We start from the raw sequence: 21,710 nt of genomic DNA on the forward strand, positions 1-21,710 counted from the left end.
ACTTTCAGGGTGGAACGTGATGCTGCTTTCTCTTGTGGTGGGTATAGGACTCGGGGCCGCCCTGTATTGGGGGTGGGACCGCTACCAGCAGCGCCAGCGCAGGCGGATTCCGTCCGTCTGGCCTCTCAAAACACGGCCTCTGGTCAATTCCCAAGAACGTCGCGTCTGGATCTGGCTCACCAAGGTCATGTTTGACCAGCACATCCTGATCAAGCTGCCCGTCACCCGCTTCACCGCCCCCGCCAAGCAGACCGAAGCCACCCATTGGTACAAGATCCTCAATGGCGTCTACTGCACCTTCACCATTTGCGGCTTGGACGGTAAGGTCGTGGGTTGCATTGATGTGATTGGCCCCCACGGCCTTTCGATGGGCAACCAAACCCTGAAACACAGTCTGCTCGAACAATGCAATATCCGCTATTGGGTGGTGGACCCGGCCAACCTGCCGCACCTGAGCCAGATTCGGGCAGCCTTTTTGGGTGAACAGGCGGCGCATGTCACGGGCAGCCAGCCGCTGGAATCTCGCTTTCAGGATGTACGCGACCACTTGCACGCGGTGGTCACGCGGCGCAGGCAGAGCAAGGATGCCGAAGGCACACCCTCTGGGCTCACCCCCCTGCTGTCAGAGTCGGGCCCCGAATTCCCAGAGAGCCGCCTGGCCTCGGGCTGGGAAATCAATTCCTTTGTCAGCCCGCTGGACAGCCGGGTAGACGACCACGCGCCGTAAGCTTTCCGCCCTAACGAGCAGCCACCAAGCTCGCTTCGATATCCTGCTCGAACTGCGCCATCGCCGCCTGGGTGAGCGCATCGGTAGACCAAGCCACCAAACTGGCGGGTGGCAATGTCACTGCTGCAGCGCCGATGCCAATCAGCTGGGCCAACACTTCGGGGGACTTGATGCTGGCAGCCAGCAGCTGCGGCCCGTGCGACTGCAACGCCACGCAGGCTTGCATCAGCGCCCAGACATTGCGCCCGTCATTCGCCAAACGCCCCACATACGGCGCCACATACTGGGCCTGCATGTCGCGTGCCCACAGCAGTTGCACGGGGTTGGACAGCCCGGTCAGCAAAATCGCCTGGCCGGCCTGCCGAACCTGGCGGATGCAGGGCTCCCATTCGGCAGCACATGGCAGCTTGATCGTGAGCTGCACGCGTGCAGCGTCGGCTGCCGTACGCAAGGCATCCAGCCACCGTGCGGCCTCACCAAGGTCCGCGCTGGGCAGCTGCAGCATCAGTTCGGCAAACCCATGGTCCGCGGCGGCCTGCACCAGCCCCAAGTACGACGTCAGGGTGACCGGCAGCCCTGCCTGAAACACCAGGCTGGGATTGGTCGTCACGCCCTGCACCGCAGGACAACCGGCGGGCAATGTCCACGTCGGCACTTGGGCCGAATCAAGGTAAATTTTCACACCCACATTCCTTTGTTCAATCCTGCCAAGCAAGGGCTCAAAGAATCACGCCCTTGCAGTACATGGCATTGCCATAGGCCGTGGCTTCGCCACTCTGCACAATCAGGCTGGCGCCCTTGATCTTGTCATAGAAGGCAAAACGCTCTACGGGCTCCACCCGGTTTTCGGGCAAGCCTTCCTGCTGTAACAAGGCCACCACGGCCTGCTGCGCGGCCGTGCGATGCTCCAGCGGCTGGTGGCTGACACGCATGTAGGCGGCTGGGCAAGCCACATCTTCGGCCAGCGGAATCACCGACAGCACCGCCCTGCTCACCCGCTCCAGCGTGTGGCCGGGCAGGCGCACCAAGGGCTTGCCCGCGCTCAAAAAATCTGCCGTGAAATTGGCATCCACCACCGCCACCCATTCGCCATGGCCCATCGCCGAGAGGTGCATCAGCAACTCCGGAGTGAGCAAAGGATCAATCCCTTTCAACATATTGCAATATTCCTTAAATTAAAGGCCAACCCATGCACGGTGTGGACCGCCGAGACGCCCTGCCCTCACCCACACTGATAGCCTGTTTACACATTGGACTGGAGCATGCCAGAGCCTGATACGAAATCATATTAGTAAAACTACTTGATTTAATTAAATGAAACTGCGTTATTCTCCGTGCCACTGCAAAATCGGTATCAGTTTTTGCCCAATCCGGCGTGGCTGCGGGCATGGCGCCGGTTTAAGCTGCACAGCGCGCTCGCATGGACAGCACGGAGCGCATCAACCAATCTGAGAGAACAATGACTGCATCGATATGGGTATTGGGCGAAGCCTTGATGGATTGTGTGGCCCAAGCCGACGGTACTCTACGCCCCTTCATGGGCGGCAGCCCTTTTAATATGGCGCGGGCCGCTGCACTGCGCGGCGCCACGGTTGGCTATGTGAACCCTTTGTCGGCCGACCAGTTTGGCGGGCAAATGCGCGCGCAATTGCAACGCGATAGTGTGCAGGTGCTGTCGGCTCCCAGCGCCCTGCCCACCTCCCTGGCCGTGGTGCAGATCAACAATGGGCAGCCCAGCTATGGTTTTTACCGCGAAGGGATTGCCGACCGTGACTACACCGTGGAATCGGTGCTGCAGCGCCTGCAAGGCGAGCCCCCTGGCATCCTGCACACTGGCTCATTGCTGCTGGTACCCCCAGAACACCACAAGGTGCTGGCCGTTCTGCAGGGCGCCAAAGCGCTGGGCTGGACCATCAGCGTGGACGTGAACCTGCGCCCCAAGCTGGCGACGAATCTGGCGGACTACGTCCAAGCCGTGCAGGCCATTGCTGCGCTGGCCGACTGGCTCAAGGCCAGCGACGAGGACCTGGAATTGCTCGGCTTTCACGCACCCACGCGGGCGGACGGTGCGCGCATTGCCAAGCACTTCACCGCACAGGGCACGAGCCGCATTGCCCTCACGTTTGGTGGTGACGGCGCCTGGCTGGGCGTAGACGGCGCCTGGACTGAAGCCGACGTGCCTGCCACCCAGGTGGTGGACACCGTGGGCGCTGGCGACACCTTCTGGGGCAACTGTCTGGGAGATTGGGCCCTGAACCAGAACGATGCTGCACAGCGCGTGGCAAGTACTCTGAAAGAGGCTATGCAGGCCGCGGCCATCAACTGCAGCCGCGCTGGTTGCCAGCCTCCACGTTACAGCGAAGTATTGGCTGCGGTGTAGGCAACAGGCGGTGGTAAGGTTGGTTCCACAGAACTTTCCGAACACCCCATGGCGCAGCGCATCACCATCCAGGAAACCGAGGTAGAAACCTCGGCAATCCGCGCACAAGGCGCGGGCGGACAAAACGTCAATAAGGTCAGCAGCGCAATCCACCTGCGCTTTGACATTCCCGCCTCATCCCTTCCCGATGATGTCAAGGAACGGCTGCTGCAATTGCCAGACAGTCGCATCACGCGCGACGGAGTTCTGGTGATCAAGGCGCAACAGTTTCGCACCCAGGAGATGAACCGGTTTGATGCTTTTGAACGCCTGCACGTGCTGGTCAACAGCGTGGCCATACCGCCCAAGGCCCGTAAAGTCACCAAACCCACCTACGCCGCGAAACAACGCCGGCTGCAGTCCAAGGCACAGCGCTCCGCCATCAAGGCCCAGCGTGGCCGGGGCGAGGACTAAAGCAGGTCCAGCAGCGCCTCTGGGCTAGCGATCGAGGCGTCCGCGCCCCAAGCCAGGGTGTCACTCTGCGTACCCAGATAACCATAAGTGGCCGCCACGGTGTACATGCCGGCCGCGCGCCCCGCCACGATGTCGCGCTCATCATCACCCACATACACACAGTGGGTGGGATCGACGCCCAGGCGCCGCGCCGCTTCCAGCAGCGGTTCTGGATGGGGCTTGGCATGCGGCGTGGTGTCGCCACTCACAATCGCTTTGGCCGATGCGAACAAAGGCATGGCTGCCGTCAGGGGCTCTGTAAAGCGCGCGGACTTGTTGGTCACGACGCCCCACAGCAACTGCCGCTCCACGATGGCCTGCAGTAAAGGCGATACCCCGTCAAACGAAAACGTCCGCTCAGTCATGCAGCGCGCGTAGTTGCCGAAAAACTCATCGCGTAGCACTTCATAGCCCGGATCCTGAGGAGTGATGCCAAATGCCACGCCCAGCATGCCGCGCGCACCCGCCCCTGCCATGGGGCGGTATTGCCCCAGTGGCAAAGAGGGCAAACCGCGGCTCACACGCATTTGATCGGCAGCAGCCCCCAAATCAGGCGCACTGTCGATCAACGTGCCATCCAGATCAAACAATACGGCCGCAATCGGCCCGGCAAAACGTGTCATTGGAAATCCAGCGGCTTTCGGGTGGCAAACAGGTAGTTGACCTGGGTGTTGGTGCTCAACGCATACCGCCGTGTCAAGGGGTTATAGCCCAGGCCTTGGGTGGCTTGCAACTCCAGCCCGGCATGTCGGCAGTAAGAGGCCAGCTCGCTGGGTCGAATCATCTTGGCGTATTCGTGGGTGCCGCGTGGTAGCAGGTCGAGCAGGTACTCGGCACCCAGTATGGCTTGCAAAAATGCGCTGCCGTTGCGGTTCAGGGTTGAGAAAAACACCCAACCACCAGGTTTCACCAGCGTGGCGCAGGCCTGCACCACTGACGCCGGGTCAGGCACGTGCTCCAACATTTCCATGCAGGTCACCACATCAAAGCTGGCTGGCTTCTCCTGGGCCAGGGCTTCGGCACTCACCTCGCGATACGTCACACGGGGTGTTTGCGCTTCCAGGGCGTGCAGCTGCGCCACCTTGAGTGCCTTGGACGACAAATCGACCCCCAACACCTCGGCCCCCTGGCGAGCCATGGAATCCGCCAGAATGCCACCGCCGCAGCCTATGTCCAGGGCCTGCAGGCCCTGCAGCGTGCACATGGACTGGATCCACCCCAAACGCAGGGGGTTGATCTGGTGCAGCGGCCGGAACTCGCTGTCCATGTCCCACCAGCGATGGGCTAACTCGGAAAACTTGGCCAACTCGGCCGGATCGGCATTCAGTGTGGGGTTCATAAGGCAATGGTGGCACAGACAAGAAAAAACCCGCCGAAGCGGGTTTTTTCAGAAACCATGGGGATGGTCGAATTACTTGGCGCGAGTGCCAACCACTTCGATTTCCACGCGGCGGTTCTTGGCGCGACCTTCTTTGGTCTTGTTGTCAGCAACGGGTTGCTTTTCGCCCTTGCCTTCGGTGTACACGCGGTTCTTTTCGATGCCCTTGGACACCAAGTAAGCCTTCACAGCTTCAGAACGTGCAACCGACAACTTTTGGTTGTAAGCGTCAGCGCCAGTCGCGTCGGTGTGACCCACAGCGATGATCACTTCGAGGTTGATACCTTTGACCTTGCTCACCAGATCGTCCAGCTTGGCTTTGCCTTCAGGCTTCAGAACAGCCTTGTCAAAGTCAAAGAACGCATCAGCTGCGTAGGTCACTTTGCTGGCAGCGGCTGCGGCAGGAGCTGCGGCAGCGGGAGCAGCGGCGGCTGGTGCAGGAGCGGCAGCAGCTGGGGCAGCAGGTGCAGGAGCGGCAGGTGCGGGAGCGACGATCGCGCCATCGCAGCCAGGAGCGGCTGTAGCGGGTGTCCAGCTGGCATCACGCCAGCATTCGCCGGAAGCATTCTTCCAAACGTCGCCACCAGCATTGCGCCAGTTGTGGATTTCTTGCGCGCCCGCAGCAGTAGCCAAAACGGCTGTTGCAATAAGGATTGCTACTTTGTTCAATTGTTTCATGAGACCTTCCTTTGTCGAGACAAACTGCAGCGATGCTGCGACTAACTAAATAGGTGACGCCTAGAGTTTTGTGCACCAAAGACGTTCGTGCCATTGTGCCATAGCAAGAGTCGCTTTTAAAACAACCGCATCCCCAGGGTAACTGCCCGGCGAGCAAGCCTGCGCTTTGTTGCTCTCAAGCCACAGCGCGGCGGCCGTAGAATCAAAGGTTGTCCCCGACATAGCCTGCAACCACCCATGACCCAGTTCGCCAAAGAAACCCTGCCCATCAGCCTGGAAGAGGAAATGCGCCGGAGCTACCTCGACTACGCCATGAGCGTGATCGTAGGCCGCGCCCTGCCCGATGCGCGGGACGGCTTGAAGCCGGTCCACCGCCGCGTGCTGTTTGCGATGCACGAGCTCAACAACGACTGGAACCGCGCCTACAAAAAATCGGCGCGTATCGTCGGTGACGTCATTGGTAAGTACCACCCCCACGGTGACCAGTCGGTCTACGACACCATCGTTCGCATGGCGCAGGATTTCTCCATGCGCCATATGCTGGTGGACGGCCAGGGCAACTTCGGCTCGGTGGACGGCGACAACGCAGCCGCCATGCGGTACACCGAAATCCGCCTCTCCAAAATGGCCCACGAATTGTTGGCCGATCTGGACAAGGAAACGGTCGATTTCGGCCCCAACTATGACGGTTCCGAAAAAGAACCGCTGGTATTGCCCACCCGCATTCCCAACCTGTTGGTGAACGGCTCCGGCGGTATTGCCGTGGGTATGGCAACCAACATCCCCCCACACAACCTGAACGAAGTGGTGGATGCCTGCTTGCACCTGCTGCGCAATCCGCAAGCCAGCATCGATGAGTTGATGGAAATCATCCCGGCACCCGACTTCCCAACGGCCGGCATCATCTACGGCATCAATGGTGTGAAGGATGGCTACCGCACTGGCCGTGGCCGCGTGGTGATGCGCGCCAAGTGCCACTTTGAAGACATTGACAAGGGCCAGCGCCAGGCCATCATCGTCGACGAGCTGCCCTACCAGGTCAACAAGAAGACGCTGCAGGAGCGCATGGCCGAACTGGTGCACGAGAAGAAGATCGAAGGCATCAGCCACATCCAGGACGAGTCCGACAAGTCCGGCATGCGCCTGGTGATTGAATTGAAGCGCGGCGAAGTGCCCGAGGTGGTGCTGAACAACCTCTACAAGCAGACGCAACTGCAGGACACCTTCGGCATCAACATGGTGGCGCTGGTCAACGGCCAACCCAAGCTGTGCAACCTGAAGGACCTGATCGAGGTCTTCCTGAACCACCGCCGCGAAGTGGTCACACGCCGCACGGTGTTCAACCTGCGCAAGGCGCGCGAGCGTGGCCACGTGCTGGAAGGCCTGGCCGTAGCCATGGCCAACATCGACGAGTTCATCCGCATCATTCGCGAATCACCCACGCCACCCGTGGCCAAGGTCGAGCTGATGAACCGCCCCTGGGACAGCAAGCTGGTGCGCGAGATGCTAACTCGCACGCGTGCCGACGGCGGCGTGGTGAATGCTGACGACTACCGGCCCGACGGCCTGGAAAAAGAATTTGGCATGGGCAAGGACGGCCTGTACCGCCTGAGCGACACGCAAGCGCAAGAAATTCTGCAAATGCGCCTGCAGCGCCTGACCGGGTTGGAGCAGGACAAGGTTGTCGCCGAATACAAGGAAGTCATGGCCGAGATCGAGGACTTGCTGGACATCCTGGCCAAGCCCGAGCGCGTCTCCACCATCATTGGCGAAGAGCTGGGCCATGTGAAACAGGAATTCGGCCAAACCAAGCTGGGCGCTCGCCGCTCGCTGGTCGAGCATTCCTCGTTTGACCTGTCCACCGAAGACCTGATCACGCCCACCGACATGGTCGTCACGATGAGCCACAGCGGCTACATCAAGAGCCAACCGCTCAACGAATACCGCGCCCAGAAACGCGGTGGGCGCGGCAAACAGGCCACCGCCACCAAGGAAGACGACTGGGTCGACCAGCTGTTTGTGGCCAACACCCACGACTACATCCTGTGCTTCTCCAACCGCGGCCGCTTGTACTGGCTGAAGGTCTGGGAAGTGCCGCAGGGTTCGCGTGGTTCGCGTGGCCGCCCCATCGTCAACATGTTCCCGCTGCAAGAAGGCGAGAAGATCACCGTGGTGCTGGCGCTGACTGGCGAGAAGCGCACCTTCCCCGCCGACCAGTATGTGTTTATGGCGACCAGCATGGGCACGGTCAAGAAGACCGCGCTGGACGAATTCAGCAACCCACGCAAGGGCGGCATCATTGCCGTGAACCTGGACGAGGGCGACTACCTGATTGGCGCCGCACTGACCGACGGCAAGCACGACGTGATGTTGTTCAGCGACGGCGGCAAGGCTGTGCGCTTTGACGAAGACGATGTGCGTCCGCTGGGCCGCAATGCCCGTGGCGTGCGCGGCATGTCGCTGGACGTGGGCCAAAGCGTGATTGCCATGCTGGTGGCCGAAGACGAACAGCAAAGCGTGCTGACCGCCACCGAAAACGGTTACGGCAAGCGCACCAGCATCACGGAATACACCCGCCACGGCCGTGGCACCAAGGGCATGATTGCGATCCAGCAGTCCGAGCGCAACGGCAAGGTGGTTGCCGCCACGCTGGTGCATGTGGACGACGAGATCATGCTGATCACCGACAAGGGCGTGCTGGTGCGCACACGCGTCAGCGAGATCCGTGAGCTGGGCCGCGCGACACAAGGTGTGACGCTGATCGGTCTGGACGAAGGCTCCAAGCTCAGTGGCCTGCAACGGATTGTGGAAAACGACGCCAACCCCACGGACGCCGAATCGGGCGAGGATGCAGGCGAAGAGGCTGAAGGCGCGTAAGCCCTTTGCAAACGCTCCTGAATTGATAGCTGCTGGCGCATATTTAACGGGGGCTAGCGCCCTATTTAACCCATAAACCTGCGAATGCAACGTCCCTACAATTTCGCCCCCGGTCCGGCCACCATGCCGGATGAAGTGCTGGCCCAGGCCGCCGACGAGATGCTGAACTGGCCCGATGCCAGCGGCCAGCGCTGCGGCATCGGCGTGATGGAGATGAGCCACCGTGGCAAGGAATTTCAGAGCATTTATGAGGCCGCCGAAGCCGACCTGCGCGAACTGCTGGCGGTACCCGCCAACTTCAAGATCCTGTTCATGCAGGGTGGCGGGCTGGCCGAAAACGCCATCGTGCCCCTGAACCTCAGCGCCTTGCGCGCGCCCGCTGGCGAGCAAGGCGTGGCCGACTTTGTAGTGACCGGCAGCTGGAGCGACAAGTCGCTCAAGGAAGCTGCCAAGTACTGCCACACCAAGGCCGTGGCCACGGGCAAGCCCGAGGGTTTCACCCACATCCCCGACGCCGCCACCTGGCAGCTCAGCCCCAACGCCAGCTATGTGCATCTGTGCACCAACGAGACCATCAATGGCGTCGAATTCCACGCCCTGCCGGACCTGAAAGCGCTGGGTTCGAATGCGGAACTGGTGATTGACTTCTCGTCCCACGTGGCCTCACGCCCGGTGGACTGGAACAAGGTGGGTCTGGCCTTTGGCGGTGCACAGAAAAACCTGGGCCCTGCGGGCGTCACCGTGGTGGTGGTGCGTGAAGACCTGCTGGGCCATGCCCTGTCGGTCTGCCCCAGCGCGTTTGACTACAAAACCGTGGCCGACAACGGTTCCATGTTCAACACCCCCCCCACCTTCGCGATCTATATGGCGGGCCTGGTATTCAAATGGCTCAAGCGCCAGGGCGGTGTGGCGGCCATGGAAGCGCGCAACATCGCCAAAGCCGAACTACTCTACAAGGCCATCGACGGCAGCAGCCTGTATTTCAACAAAGTCAGCCCGGCCTGCCGCTCACGCATGAACGTGCCCTTCTTCCTGCGCAACGAGGCGCTGAACGACGACTTCCTGGCCGGTGCCAAGGCCGCAGGACTGCTGCAGCTCAAGGGCCACAAGTCGGTCGGCGGCATGCGTGCCAGCATCTACAACGCCATGCCGCTGGAAGGCGTACAGGCACTGGTGCAGTACCTGCAAGCGTTCGAACGCACCCACGGCTAAAACACCCACCATGGCACGCACCCTCCCCGAACTCCGAGTCCTGATCGACGCCGTCGACCAGGAGCTGCTGACCCTGCTCTCCCGCCGCGCGGCCTTGGCCAACGAGGTCGGCGAAGTCAAAAAGCTCGATGGCTCTGCCGTCTTCCGCCCCGACCGCGAAGCCCAGGTCATCGCCAACTTGCAGCAGGCCAACCAGGGCGCGCTGAAAAGCGAAAGCGTGGCTGTCATCTGGCGCGAAATCATGTCCGCCTGCCGCGCCCTGGAGGCGCCGCAGCGCGTGGCCTACCTGGGCCCCAAAGGCACCTTCAGCGAGGAAGCCTCGGTACGTTTCTTTGGCTCCAGCATCACCCATGTGCCCTGCGCCAACTTTGACGAGGTGTTCCACGCGGCCACCGCAGGTTCGGCCGAGTTTGGCGTCATCCCCGTGGAGAACAGCACCGAAGGCGTGGTAACCCGCTCGCTGGACCTGCTGCTCAACTCGCCGCTGCACATCGTGGGCGAAATCAGCCTGCTGGTGCGCCACCATTTGCTGCGCAGCACCGCGTCGCTGGACGACATTGAGGTCGTATTGGCCCACCCCCAAGCGCTGGCCCAGTGCCAGCAATGGCTGACCACCCACCTCCCCAAGGCCGAACGCCGCGCAGTGTCCAGCAATGCCGAAGGCGCGCGCCTGGCCGCCAGCAATCCGGCGTGGGCCGGCATTGCCAGCGAGCGCGCAGGTTCCGAGTTCGGCCTGCACATTGCGTCGCACGCCATCCAGGATGAGGCCTTCAACCGCACCCGCTTTGTCGTGGTCTGCCTGCCCAGCGTGCTGCCCGCGCCTGAGGCCTCGGGCAAGGACTGCACCAGCCTGGTGGTATCCGTGCCCAACAAACCCGGCGCGGTGCACGACATGCTGGTGCCGCTCAAACTCCACGGCGTGTCCATGACACGTTTTGAATCCCGGCCGGCACGCTCCGGCCAATGGGAATACTATTTCTACATCGACTTGCAAGGCCACCCGTCCCAGCCCCATGTGGCGGCGGCCCTGAAAGACTTGTCCAGCCTGTGCGCCTTTTACAAGGTGCTGGGAACCTACCCGCTGGCCGACTGATGCACACCAGGACACCTTATGTTTGAACAGCTTGGCTTGATTGGATGCGGCTTGATGGGCGGCTCGTTTGCCCTGGCCCTCAAACGGGCAGGCCTGGTCAAGCGCGTGGTCGGCTACAGCAAATCCCCGTCCACCACCGAGCGTGCGCGCCAAATGGGCGTGATCGACATCGAAGCACCGTCGGCCCTGCTGGCAGTCTCTGGCGCAGACATCGTGCTGGTGGCCGTTCCCGTGTCGGCCACCGAAGCCACGTTCAAAGCCATCAAGCACCTGGTCACGCCCAATATGCTGATCATGGATGTAGGCTCCACCAAGCGCGAGGTGATCGACGCAGGCCGGCGCGGCCTGCGCGAGCACATTGGCTCGTTTGTGCCCGCCCACCCCATTGCGGGCAAAGAGCTGTCGGGCGTGGAGCATGCGGATGCTGACCTGTACGCGGGCAAGCAAATCATCCTCACCCCCATCGAACGCACCCTGACCAACCAGCTGCAAAAAGCGGTGGACGTGTGGACTGCGCTGGGCTGCCGGGTGCTCAAGATGTCGCCCGAGCAGCACGACGCGGCGTTTGCCGCCGTGAGCCACCTGCCGCACCTGATTGCGTTTGCGCTGATGAATGCCATCTCGGGCCAACCCCAGGGCAAGGACTACCTCTCGCTGGCCGGCCCTGGCTTTCGGGATTTCACGCGCATTGCGGCGGGCGACCCCAAGATCTGGCGCGACATCATGGTCTCCAACCGCGAAGAGCTGTTGGAGCAAAGCAAGATTTTTCAGCGCACCCTGCAGGCGATGGAGCTCATGATTTCCAGCGGCAATGGCGATGCGCTCGAAGGCCTGATCGAACAGGCCAGCAACACCCGCGCCCACTGGACCATGGCGTCCAAATACAATAAATAATGTTCTCCACTGCCTTTCTGGACCTCCCCCCCCTCGCCCACGCGGCGGGCACCGTCACCCTCCCCGGCTCCAAAAGTATTTCCAACCGCGTGCTGCTGCTCGCCGCCATGAGCGCGGGCACCACCACCATCCACGACCTGCTGGATTCAGACGACACCCGCGTCATGCTGGTCGCCCTGCGCACGCTCGGCTGCGGGGTGGAAGAAGCCGGCGCCATCGTGCGCATCACCGGTCTGGGCGGCCAGCTGCCCAATCCATCGGCCAAGCTGTTCTTGGGCAACGCCGGCACCGCCATGCGCCCGCTGACCGCCGCACTGGCCGTGCTGGGGGGTGACTTCGAACTCAGCGGCGTGCCGCGCATGCACGAGCGCCCCATCGGCGACCTGGTGGACGCGTTGCGCCAGCTGGGCTGCCAGATTGACTACCTGGGGAACGACGGCTACCCGCCGCTGCGCCTGGGCCAGCCGGCCCTGAAGCTGGACGCGCCCATCCAGGTGCGTGGCGATGTGTCCAGCCAGTTCCTCACCGCCCTGCTGATGGCGCTGCCCCTGGTGGCCGCGAAGGACATCGTGATCGAGGTGGTCGGTGAGCTGATTTCCCGCCCCTATATTGAGATCACGCTGAACCTGCTGGCCCGCTTTGGCGTGCAGGTGCGGCGCGACGGTTGGCAGCGCTTCACCATCCCCGCGGGCTGCCAGCTGCAGTCACCGGGCGACATCCATGTCGAAGCCGACGCCTCCAGCGCTAGCTATTTCATAGCGCTTGGCGCAATAACGACGGGGGCTAGCGGCCAGAATGGCATCAGAATCCAGGGCGTGGGCGCAGATTCCATCCAGGGCGACATCCGCTTCATGGACGCGGCCCAGGCCATGGGCGCCCAGATCGAGAGCGGCCCCAACTGGCTGCAAATCCAGCGCGGCGCCTGGCCCCTGAAGGCCATCGACCTGGACTGCAACCACATCCCCGACGCCGCGATGACACTGGCCGTGATGGCGCTCTACGCCGACGGCACCACCACGCTGCGCAACATCGCCAGCTGGCGCGTCAAGGAAACCGACCGCATCGCCGCCATGGCCAACGAGCTGCGCAAGCTGGGCGCTACCGTGGTCGAGGGCGCAGATTTCATCAGCGTGACGCCGCCGGCATCCACTGGCCAATGGACCACTGGCAGCATCCACACCTACGATGACCACCGCGTCGCCATGTGCTTCTCGCTGGCCGCCTTCAACCCGGCTGGCTTGCCCGTGCGCATTGAAGACCCCAAATGCGTGGCAAAAACCTTCCCCGACTACTTTGAAGCGCTGTTTTCAGTCGCTACGGCCGACAACGCCGCCATTCCCGTGGTCTGCGTGGACGGGCCCACGGCCTCGGGCAAAGGCACGCTGGCAGCCGTACTGGCCGAAAAGCTGGGTTACCACTTTTTGGATTCCGGCTCCCTCTACCGCATCACCGGGCTGGCCGCCACGCGGGCCGGCATTGCGCTGGACGTCGCCAACGAACAAGCCATCGTCAGCCTGCTGCGCAGCCTGCCCATCCATTTCGAGGGCAGCCACATCTGGCTGGCCAACGAAGACGTGAGCGAGGCGATCCGCACCGAAGACGCTGGCATGAATGCCTCCAAAGTGTCCGCTTTCCCTGCCGTACGGGCAGCATTGATCGACTTGCAGCGCGGTTTTCGCAAGCTGCCGGGCCTGGTGGCCGACGGGCGCGACATGGGCACGGTGATCTTCCCGGACGCCCCGCTGAAGGTCTACCTGACCGCCAGCGCCGCCTGCCGCGCCGAGCGGCGCTATAAGCAGTTGATTTCAAAGGGAATTCCTACTACAATCGACAGTCTTCGTGCCGACCTGGAGGCGCGCGACGCCCGGGACTCCTCTCGAACCGTCGCCCCCTTGAAGCCTGCAGAAGATGCCCAGTTGCTGGATAACTCGAATTTGACAGTCGATTCGTCTGTTGAAACGGTGTTGGCCTGGTGGCAAAGCAAACAGCCTTTTTAGCTTCGGCTAGCTAGGCAGTTGGTAGAAAACAAAGGCTTGCGCCTTTGTGTGGTCCCCATAGCTCCTCTCGCGCGTCTGCGCACCGGCTCTGGGGTTCAATAACTTAACCCCGCGGTGCAAACCGCACACCTCATGTCTGAATCTTTCGCAGCCCTATTTGAAGAGTCTCTACAACGCTCGGAAATGCGCACCGGTGAAGTTATCACCGCTGAAGTCGTCCGTATCGAACACAGCTTCGTCGTGGTCAACGCTGGCCTCAAGTCCGAAGCCTATGTGCCAATCGAAGAGTTCAAGAGTGACAAGGGCGAACTCGAAGTCCAAGTGGGCGACTTCGTGTCTGTGGCCATCGACTCCGTGGAAAACGGCTATGGCGACACCATCCTGTCCCGCGACAAGGCCAAGCGTCTGGCATCGTGGATGAGCCTGGAAAAGGCCCTGGAATCCGGCGAATTCGTCACCGGTACCACTTCCGGCAAGGTCAAGGGCGGCCTGACCGTTCTGGTCAATGGCATCCGCGCCTTCCTGCCCGGTTCGCTGGTCGACACACGTCCTACCAAGGATCTGTCTCCGTACGAAAACAAGACCCTGGAATTCAAGGTTATCAAGCTGGACCGCAAGCGCAACAACGTCGTGTTGTCTCGCCGTGCCGTGGTCGAAGCGTCCATGGGCGAAGAGCGCGCCAAGCTGATGCACACCCTCAAAGAAGGTTCTGTGGTGCAAGGCGTGGTCAAGAACATCACCGAATACGGTGCATTCGTGGACCTGGGCGGTATCGACGGCCTGCTGCACATCACCGACATGGCATGGCGCCGTGTCCGTCACCCTTCCGAGGTCGTGACTGCTGGTCAAGAGATCACCGCCAAGATCCTGAAGTTCGACACCGAAAAGAACCGCGTGTCTCTGGGTCTGAAGCAAATGGGCGACGACCCATGGATGGGCGTGAACCGCCGTTACCCCCAAGGTACCCGCATGTTCGGCAAGATCACCAACATCGCCGACTACGGCGCGTTTGTGGAACTGGAACCCGGAATCGAAGGTCTGGTGCACGTGTCCGAAATGGACTGGACCAACAAGAACGTTGCGCCTTCGAAGATCGTTGCCCTGGGTGACGAAGTCGAAGTCATGGTTCTGGAAATCGACGAAGACAAGCGTCGCATCTCCCTGGGCATGAAGCAGTGCAAGGCCAACCCATGGCAAGAGTTCGCACAGAACACCAAGCGCGGCGACCGCGTGAAGGGCCCGATCAAGTCCATCACCGACTTCGGCGTGTTCGTCGGTCTGGCTGCTGGCATTGACGGTCTGGTGCACCTGTCCGACCTGTCTTGGAACGAGTCCGGCGAAACCGCCGTGCGCGAATTCAAGAAGGGTCAAGAAGTCGAGGCTTTGGTCTTAGCTGTGGACGTGGACCGCGAACGCATCTCCCTGGGTATCAAGCAGTTGGATTCCGATCCTTTCACCACCTTCGTGTCGGTGAACGACAAGGGCCAGATCGTGACCGGCAAGGTCAAGACCGTGGACGCCAAGGGCGCTGAAATCGACCTGGGCGAAGACATTCTGGGTTACCTGCGCGCTTCCGAAATCAGCCGCGACCGCGTTGAAGACGCTCGCAACGTGCTGAAAGAAGGCGACGAAGTGACGGCTGTGGTGGTGAACGTGGATCGCAAGACCCGCAACATCCAGTTGTCCATCAAGGCGAAAGACATGGCTGACCAAAACGAAGCCATGCAATCCCTGAGCCAGCAGTCTGCCCGCGAAAACGCCGGCACGACCAGCCTGGGCGCTTTGTTGCGTGCCAAACTGGACAACAACTCTTAATCAGTTGGGGACAGGCTCAAGGTCTGTCCCACCAAACATCTGATATGTTGTTGACCTGAACGAACGACCGGCTTCCCTTGGGGTGCCGGTCGTTTTTTCTTAGCCCTACCTGGATTGTCATGACCCGCTCCGACCTCGTTGAAGAACTGGCCAACCGTTTCAGCCAGCTGACCCACCGCGACGCCGAATTCGCCGTGAAGGCCATTCTGGACGCCATGAACGACGCTCTGGTCCGGGGTCACCGCATTGAAATTCGTGGTTTTGGCAGCTTCTCGATCAACCGCCGCCCGCCCCGCATGGGCCGCAATCCGCGCAGCGGCGAGAGTGTGGCCATTCCCGAAAAACGCGTACCCCACTTCAAGCCAGGCAAGGCCCTGCGCGAAGCCGTGGACCAACGCACTGCCGAGCTGGAATCGACCCCCAAGGGCTGAGTAGAATTCCTCGCTACTGAGGAGATCAATGAAACAGCTCGTATGGCTCTTTAAGTGGCTACTTAAAGCAGCCATTTTTTTTACCCTGTTCGCCTTTGCCCTGAACAATCAGGGCGATGTGACCGTGCACTTTTTCTTTGGCACGCACTGGACCGCACCCCTGGTGCTGGTGGTGCTGGTGGCCTTTGCTGCCGGTTTGCTGATTGGTGTGCTGGGCATGGTGCCGCGCTGGTGGCGCCACCGCCGGGCCGCCAGCCGGGCACGCCACGCCGCAGCCACCGCGATTGCCAACGCCAACGCAGAATCGAACAAGCCAATGAATCCCCCGCATGGACTTTGACATCACCTTGATCCTCATGGGCCTGCCCGTGGCCTTTGTGCTCGGGTGGCTGGCCTCGCGCATGGACATGCGCCAGCTGCGCATGGAAAACCGCCAGGCCCCCAAGGCCTATTTCAAGGGCCTGAACTTCCTGCTCAACGAGCAGCAGGACCAGGCGATTGACGCCTTCATCGAGGCCGTGCAAAACGACCCCGATACCTCGGAGTTGCACTTTGCGTTGGGCAACCTGTTTCGCCGCCGCGGCGAATACGAGCGTGCCGTGCGCGTGCACGAGCACCTGCTCTCGCGCGGCGACCTGAGCCTGGACGACCGACACCGTGCGCAGCATGCGCTGGCGCTGGACTACCTCAAGGCCGGCCTGTTGGACCGTGCTGAAGACGCGCTACTCAAACTGGAAGGCACACGCTTTGAAGCCCAGGCCCGCCTGGCCCTGCTGGCCAACTACGAGCGCTCGCGCGACTGGGAGCAGGCCGCGCTAGTGGCGCAAAAACTGGAGTCCAGCGACCAGGGCAGCTTCAAGGGCCGCCTTGCACACTATCTGTGCGAACAGGCCGCCACGCTGCGGACTGCAGGCGACACGGCCCAGGCGCAGTTCCTGTTGCACCAGGCCATTGCCACCGCACCCGATGTGCCCCGCCCCCGTATCGACCTGGCCGATCTGCAGGCCCACAACGGGCACGCCGCGCAGGCCTACGCCACGCTAACCGAGGCCATGCAAGCCGCCCCCGGCGCCGTGGCCCTGATCGCCCCGCTGCTGGCCCAGCAGGCCTTGGCTGCGGGCCAAGGTGTGGCCGCGCTGACCCTGCTCAAGGAGAGCTATGCCCAAGTGGCCTCGCTGGACGTGCTGGACGCCATCGTGGCGCTGGAAGCCGCCAGCAGCGAGACCACGCCCACCGCCCGCGACTGGTACGCGCGCCACCTGGAAAAAGAGCCATCGTTGGTGGCTGCTGCCAAATGGATTGCCGGCGAAAAGCTGGAACGCGAGGCCTTCCACCCCCAGGTGCAACGCGCTCTGGACCATGCGGTCAAACCCCTCACCCGCTACCGCTGCGCCGCCTGCGGCTTTGAGGCCAAGGTGCATTTCTGGCAATGCCCGGGCTGCCAGGCCTGGGACAGCTACCCGGCCCGCCGCGTCGAAGAACTCTGAATCGCGATAACAAGACCATGACGATTTCCAAACTGACTCTCTCAAAAGCCCGCGTGTTGGTCGTGGGCGATGTGATGCTGGACCGCTACTGGTACGGTGCGGTGGACCGCATCAGCCCCGAAGCGCCGGTGCCTGTGGTGCGCGTCACGCGCGAAGAAGAGCGTTGCGGCGGCGCGGCCAACGTGGCCTTCAATGCGGCCACGCTGGGTGCCCAGGCATCGTTGCTCACCGTGGTGGGCGATGACGAAGCCAGCCACAAACTGGAAGCGCTGGTGGCGACCACCGGCATCCGCACCCACTTTGGCCGCGACAGTGACCTCAAGACCACAGTCAAGCTGCGCGTCATTGGCCGCCAACAGCAGCTGATTCGCCTGGACTTTGAGAACACCCCGAACCACGAGATCCTGGCCGGCCAGACCGCCATCTTTGCCAACCTGCTGCCCGAGCACGACGCGATTTTGTTTTCCGACTACGGCAAAGGCGGCCTGGCCCACGTGAGCGACATGATTGCGCGCGCCCGCGCTGCTGGCAAACCCATCCTGATCGACCCCAAGGGCAGCGATTACTCGCGCTACCAGCAGGCCACCGTGATCACGCCCAACCGGGCCGAGCTGCAACAGGTGATCGGTGCCTGGCACAGCGAAGACGAGCTGCGCAGCAAAGTCAGCGCCCTGCGCGAACAACTCCAGCTCGACGCCGTGCTGCTCACCCGCAGCGAAGAGGGCATGACCCTGTTCGATGCCGCTGGACAGCTGCATGTGAGCGCCCAGGCGCGCGAGGTGTTTGACGTCACCGGCGCAGGCGACACCGTCATTGCCACCATGGCAACCATGGTGGGAGCCGGATTGAGTTTGCGCGAGGCAGTGCCTCTGGCCAACCGCGCCGGTGGTCTGGTGGTGGGTAAATTCGGCACCGCCACGGTGTCTTACGAGGAGCTATTTGCATGACACGTATCGTGGTTACCGGCGCGGCCGGTTTCATTGGCAGCAACATCATTGCCGGGCTCAACGCCCGCGGCCTCACCGACATCATTGCGGTGGACGACCTCACACACGGTGACAAATTCCGCAATCTGGCGGACCTGCAGATTGCCGACTACGTGGACGCCGCCACCTTTTACGACGCGTTTGCCGACGGCCACTACGGCCAGGTGGAAGCCGTGTTCCATGAGGGCGCCTGCAGCGACACCATGGAGCAGGACGGCAAGTACATGATGGAGAACAACTACACGCTGTCGTGGCATTTGTTCCAGACCTGCCAGAAGCGCGGTGCGCGCCTGCTGTACGCCTCCAGCGCAGCCACCTATGGCGGCTCCGACACCTTCCGCGAAGAACCCGCGTTCGAGGCTCCGCTCAACGTGTACGGTTACTCCAAGCTGTTGTTTGACCAACGCATGCGCCGCGAGTGCGGCAACGACTTCCAGCGCACCAAGGCCGGCAAGACGCACCAGGTGGTGGGCTTTCGCTACTTCAACGTCTACGGCCCGCGCGAGCAGCACAAGGGCCGCATGGCCAGTGTGGCCTTCCACCAGTTCAACCAGTTCAATGCCGAGGGCAAGGTCAAACTGTTTGGTGAGTACGGCGGCTACCCGCAGGGCGGCCAGATGCGCGACTTTGTCTTTATCGACGATGTGGTGGCCGTGAACCTCTGGTTCTTTGACCACCCCACACAAAGCGGCATCTTCAACCTCGGCTCCGGCCGCGCCCAGCCTTTCAACGACGTGGCCAGCTCTGTGGTCAACGCCATGCGCAGTCTGCGCAATGAAGGCAGCCTGCCGTTGGCCGATATCGCCGCCCAGGGTCTGGTGGAGTACATCCCCTTCCCCGATGCGCTGCGCGGCAAGTACCAGTGCTACACCCAGGCCGACCTGACGGCGCTGCGCGCCACCGGCTGCGACCATGCGTTTGTGGATGTGCAAACCGGGGTGGGCAAGTACGTGCAGTGGCTGGCCAACCGCAGGGCCTGATTGCTATGTCCCGCGCACGCGCCCCGACCTTGCTGACCGCCGGCCTGCTGTTCAGCCTCTGTGGCTGGGCGCTGGACGTGAATGACGCCACCGAGGCGCAACTGGACGGCGTGCGGGGCCTGGGCCCCAGCCAGACCGCACGCATCCTGCAGGCACGCGAGGTCGGCCCCTTCAAGAGCTGGGCCGACTTCATGGCGCGCGTCAAAGGCATCAAGGCTCCAACGGCCACCAAGCTCTCCGCACAGGGGCTGACGGTGGGCGGCGCCCCCTATGCTGGAGCCACCCCCTAATGCTGGCCGTCTTCGCCATTTGTGTGGGTGCCTGCGCCGGCGCCTTGGCGCGCTGGCAGTTGGGCCTGTGGTTCAACCCGGTCGCTGATGCTGCAGGCACCACGCTGCCGCTGGGCACGCTGGCCGCCAACCTGATTGGTGGTTACCTGATTGGCGTGTGCGTGGCCGTGTTCCAGGCCCTGCCCCAGCTGGACCCCGCCTGGCGCCTCGCGCTGGTCACCGGCTTTCTGGGGGCGCTCACCACGTTCTCCAGCTTCTCCGCCGAAGTGGTGGGCATGCTGGGCCAGCAGCGCTATGCGCTGGCCCTGGGTACCTCGGCCGTGCACCTGCTGGGCTCGCTGCTGCTCACCGTGGCGGGCATTCGGTCCGCTACATATTTCATAGCTGCTCACGCATAGTTCATGAGGGCTAGCGGCCTATTTGGCAGAAAACCAGGGCCATCATCGAGCTGAAACACCTGCACCGCGGTGCGCAGGTGCTGGGTTTCCTGGGCCAGGCTCAGGGCGCCGGCAGCCGACTCCTCCACCATCGCCGCGTTTTGCTGGGTCGCTTGGTCAATCTGGTCCAGTGTGATGCGCAGTTGGCCAATTCCGGTGTGCTGCACCTGGGCGGCGCTGCGGATCGTTTCTATGGCCTGCGAGACCTGGCCCACGCTGCGCACAATGTCGTGCATAGTCCGCCCGGCACTGGCCACCAGCACCGTGCCTTGCTCCACCGCTTCCACGGATCGGCCAATGATGGCCTTGATCTCGCGTGCGGCTTCGGCCGAGCGGCCTGCCAGCCCCCGCACTTCGCTGGCCACGACGGCAAAGCCACGGCCCTGATCGCCGGCCCGCGCCGCCTCTACTGCGGCGTTCAGCGCCAGGATGTTCGTTTGAAAGGCAATACCGTCAATGACCTGGACGATGTCGGCAATCTTGCGCGAGGCGCCGTTGATGTCCTGCATGGTTTGCACCACCTGGGCCACCACCGCGCCGCCACGTTCGGCCACCTGGTGGGCCGCCACGGCCGAGTGCACCGCCTGCTGGGCCGATTCGGCCGTGTGCCGCACGGCGTCTGACAACTGGCCCACGGCCACCGTAGTGCGCTGCAGCGACACAGCGGCCTTCTCGGTGCGCTCCGACAGGTCGGTATTGGCCATGGCAATTTCATCGGTGTTGCTACTCACCACTTCCACGCCTGCGCGCACCTGCGTCACCAGGCCGGCCAACGCGGTGTGCATGCGGCCCAGGTCACGCTGCACGGCGGCCAGTTCGTCGTGGCCGTGCACCTGCAGCGGGGCGCGCAAATCACCCTGGCCCCAGGCATCCGCCGTGGTTTGCAGCTGGGCGATGGGTCGCAGGATGGACCGCACGATGGCCAACACCAGCACAGTGGCCAGTGCAGCCACCAGCAGCGTGGCCACGCCGACCAACCAAGGTGCCTGCGCCCCCGTGACCTCCAGCGCATCGCGCCGTTGTACGGCCCGGGCCGAGATGGAGGCCGTCAGCGTCTGCAACGCGGCCTCGGCCTGCTGGATCTGCGCCTTGTGCGGTGCCATGGCCCGGTTGCCCGCCCAGGGGTCGTTGAGCTCGCCACGGGCCATTTGCCCGAGGATGGATTTGAAGCCCGCCGCATAGCGGTCCAGCGCCCGCAGCATGTCCGCCAGCGCCACGGCATCCGCGGGCTGGGCCAGCGCCTGCGTGCGCGCAATGGCCTCGCGCGTGCGGGCTACTTCGGCCGACCACTGGGCGGTGAACTGCTCGGTCTCCTGCTCGTCGCCCATGGTCAGGAAAATGTCTTTCTCAAACCGGCGGGCGCTGCCCAGCGCGGTGCGCACATCGCCCAGGGTTTGCACGGCCTCAAACTCGGCGTCGATGAAGTCGGTGGCGCGCTGCGCCTCGCGGGTGATGGTGAAGGCAGCAAACGCCCCCACCAGTGTCAGAGCCCCTACAGAAAATGCCAACAGCAACAACAACCGCGAACGAATTCGCCAACGCACCAACCACGCCAT

At 62.6% G+C, this 21,710-nt stretch carries 22 protein-coding genes; 16 read left to right on the forward strand and 6 right to left on the reverse strand.

Going from position 1 to position 21,710, the window contains the following annotated elements; all coding sequences use genetic code 11:
* Positions 1-19 precede the first annotated feature (19 nt).
* Entirely contained in the window at positions 20-727 is a 708-nt protein-coding gene (locus AC097R_RS15225; RefSeq protein ID WP_479598973.1) for a DUF2726 domain-containing protein, read from the forward strand.
* A 10-nt stretch (positions 728-737) separates the two neighbouring features.
* Here the strand turns inward: AC097R_RS15225 and AC097R_RS15230 are convergent, their stop codons facing one another.
* Together AC097R_RS15230 and AC097R_RS15235 are read right to left on the reverse strand one after the other, a co-directional pair.
* Positions 738-1,409, reverse strand: coding sequence for a transaldolase family protein (locus tag AC097R_RS15230; RefSeq protein ID WP_479598974.1), 672 nt, complete (start codon positions 1,407-1,409; stop codon positions 738-740).
* A 37-nt stretch (positions 1,410-1,446) separates the two neighbouring features.
* On the reverse strand, positions 1,447-1,884 hold the full coding sequence (locus AC097R_RS15235; RefSeq protein ID WP_479598975.1) for an RbsD/FucU family protein: 438 nt from the start codon (positions 1,882-1,884) through the stop codon (positions 1,447-1,449).
* A gap of 302 nt (positions 1,885-2,186) precedes the next feature.
* On the opposite strand from AC097R_RS15235, the gene AC097R_RS15240 reads away from it, so the two are divergent.
* Together AC097R_RS15240 and arfB are read left to right on the forward strand one after the other, a co-directional pair.
* Entirely contained in the window at positions 2,187-3,107 is a 921-nt protein-coding gene (locus AC097R_RS15240; RefSeq protein ID WP_479598976.1) for a PfkB family carbohydrate kinase, read from the forward strand.
* A 48-nt stretch (positions 3,108-3,155) separates the two neighbouring features.
* Positions 3,156-3,560: an alternative ribosome rescue aminoacyl-tRNA hydrolase ArfB gene (gene arfB, locus AC097R_RS15245; RefSeq protein ID WP_479598977.1), complete on the forward strand. Its 405-nt coding sequence runs from the start codon at positions 3,156-3,158 to the stop codon at positions 3,558-3,560.
* Here arfB and AC097R_RS15250 read toward each other — a convergent pair.
* The 3 genes from AC097R_RS15250 to ompA form a co-directional block, all read right to left on the reverse strand.
* Positions 3,557-4,222, reverse strand: a complete 666-nt coding sequence (locus AC097R_RS15250) for an HAD family hydrolase (RefSeq protein ID WP_479598978.1) — start codon at positions 4,220-4,222, stop codon at positions 3,557-3,559. The genes arfB and AC097R_RS15250 overlap by 4 nt on opposite strands.
* Positions 4,219-4,938 carry a bifunctional 2-polyprenyl-6-hydroxyphenol methylase/3-demethylubiquinol 3-O-methyltransferase UbiG gene (gene ubiG, locus AC097R_RS15255; protein WP_479598979.1) on the reverse strand — a complete coding sequence of 240 codons (720 nt, stop codon included), beginning with the start codon at positions 4,936-4,938 and terminating at the stop codon, positions 4,219-4,221. The genes AC097R_RS15250 and ubiG overlap by 4 nt, the downstream gene beginning before the upstream one ends.
* A gap of 72 nt (positions 4,939-5,010) precedes the next feature.
* Positions 5,011-5,655, reverse strand: coding sequence for an outer membrane protein OmpA (gene ompA / locus AC097R_RS15260; protein ID WP_479598980.1), 645 nt, complete (start codon positions 5,653-5,655; stop codon positions 5,011-5,013).
* Positions 5,656-5,892: 237 nt separating this feature from the next.
* Between ompA and gyrA the strand changes: the two genes are divergently transcribed.
* The 13 genes from gyrA (at position 5,893) to crcB (ending at position 20,115) form a co-directional block, all read left to right on the forward strand.
* A complete protein-coding gene (gyrA, locus tag AC097R_RS15265) occupies positions 5,893-8,532 on the forward strand; it encodes a DNA gyrase subunit A (protein ID WP_479598981.1) in 2,640 nt (879 codons plus the stop codon).
* Positions 8,533-8,616: 84 nt separating this feature from the next.
* Entirely contained in the window at positions 8,617-9,744 is a 1,128-nt protein-coding gene (gene serC, locus AC097R_RS15270) for a 3-phosphoserine/phosphohydroxythreonine transaminase (protein WP_479598982.1), read from the forward strand.
* 10 nt (positions 9,745-9,754) lie between these two features.
* Entirely contained in the window at positions 9,755-10,837 is a 1,083-nt protein-coding gene (gene pheA, locus AC097R_RS15275; protein WP_479598983.1) for a prephenate dehydratase, read from the forward strand.
* 18 nt (positions 10,838-10,855) lie between these two features.
* Positions 10,856-11,731 (forward strand): prephenate dehydrogenase, encoded by an 876-nt coding sequence (locus AC097R_RS15280; RefSeq protein WP_479598984.1) that lies wholly within the window; start codon positions 10,856-10,858, stop codon positions 11,729-11,731.
* The gene (locus AC097R_RS15285) at positions 11,731-13,728 is read left to right on the forward strand and encodes a bifunctional 3-phosphoshikimate 1-carboxyvinyltransferase/cytidylate kinase (protein WP_479598985.1); all 1,998 of its coding nucleotides are present in this window, start codon (positions 11,731-11,733) and stop codon (positions 13,726-13,728) included. The genes AC097R_RS15280 and AC097R_RS15285 overlap by 1 nt, the downstream gene beginning before the upstream one ends.
* Positions 13,729-13,860: 132 nt before the next feature.
* On the forward strand, positions 13,861-15,543 hold the full coding sequence (gene rpsA, locus AC097R_RS15290; RefSeq protein WP_310341726.1) for a 30S ribosomal protein S1: 1,683 nt from the start codon (positions 13,861-13,863) through the stop codon (positions 15,541-15,543).
* A gap of 119 nt (positions 15,544-15,662) precedes the next feature.
* On the forward strand, positions 15,663-15,974 hold the full coding sequence (locus AC097R_RS15295; RefSeq protein ID WP_479598986.1) for an integration host factor subunit beta: 312 nt from the start codon (positions 15,663-15,665) through the stop codon (positions 15,972-15,974).
* 28 nt (positions 15,975-16,002) lie between these two features.
* Positions 16,003-16,314, forward strand: coding sequence for a LapA family protein (locus tag AC097R_RS15300; RefSeq protein WP_479598987.1), 312 nt, complete (start codon positions 16,003-16,005; stop codon positions 16,312-16,314).
* On the forward strand, positions 16,304-17,461 hold the full coding sequence (gene lapB, locus AC097R_RS15305; RefSeq protein ID WP_479598988.1) for a lipopolysaccharide assembly protein LapB: 1,158 nt from the start codon (positions 16,304-16,306) through the stop codon (positions 17,459-17,461). Before AC097R_RS15300 ends, lapB begins: the two co-directional genes overlap by 11 nt.
* A gap of 17 nt (positions 17,462-17,478) precedes the next feature.
* Positions 17,479-18,408: a D-glycero-beta-D-manno-heptose-7-phosphate kinase gene (gene rfaE1 / locus AC097R_RS15310; RefSeq protein ID WP_479598989.1), complete on the forward strand. Its 930-nt coding sequence runs from the start codon at positions 17,479-17,481 to the stop codon at positions 18,406-18,408.
* Positions 18,405-19,427: an ADP-glyceromanno-heptose 6-epimerase gene (gene rfaD, locus AC097R_RS15315; protein WP_479598990.1), complete on the forward strand. Its 1,023-nt coding sequence runs from the start codon at positions 18,405-18,407 to the stop codon at positions 19,425-19,427. The genes rfaE1 and rfaD overlap by 4 nt, the downstream gene beginning before the upstream one ends.
* A gap of 5 nt (positions 19,428-19,432) precedes the next feature.
* Positions 19,433-19,717 (forward strand): ComEA family DNA-binding protein, encoded by a 285-nt coding sequence (locus AC097R_RS15320; RefSeq protein ID WP_479598991.1) that lies wholly within the window; start codon positions 19,433-19,435, stop codon positions 19,715-19,717.
* Positions 19,717-20,115: a fluoride efflux transporter CrcB gene (gene crcB / locus AC097R_RS15325; protein ID WP_479598992.1), complete on the forward strand. Its 399-nt coding sequence runs from the start codon at positions 19,717-19,719 to the stop codon at positions 20,113-20,115. Before AC097R_RS15320 ends, crcB begins: the two co-directional genes overlap by 1 nt.
* Here crcB and AC097R_RS15330 read toward each other — a convergent pair.
* The gene (locus tag AC097R_RS15330; protein WP_479598993.1) at positions 20,106-21,710 is read right to left on the reverse strand and encodes a methyl-accepting chemotaxis protein; all 1,605 of its coding nucleotides are present in this window, start codon (positions 21,708-21,710) and stop codon (positions 20,106-20,108) included. The genes crcB and AC097R_RS15330 overlap by 10 nt on opposite strands.

This window comes from Rhodoferax sp. ZS1R25, assembly GCF_056521335.1.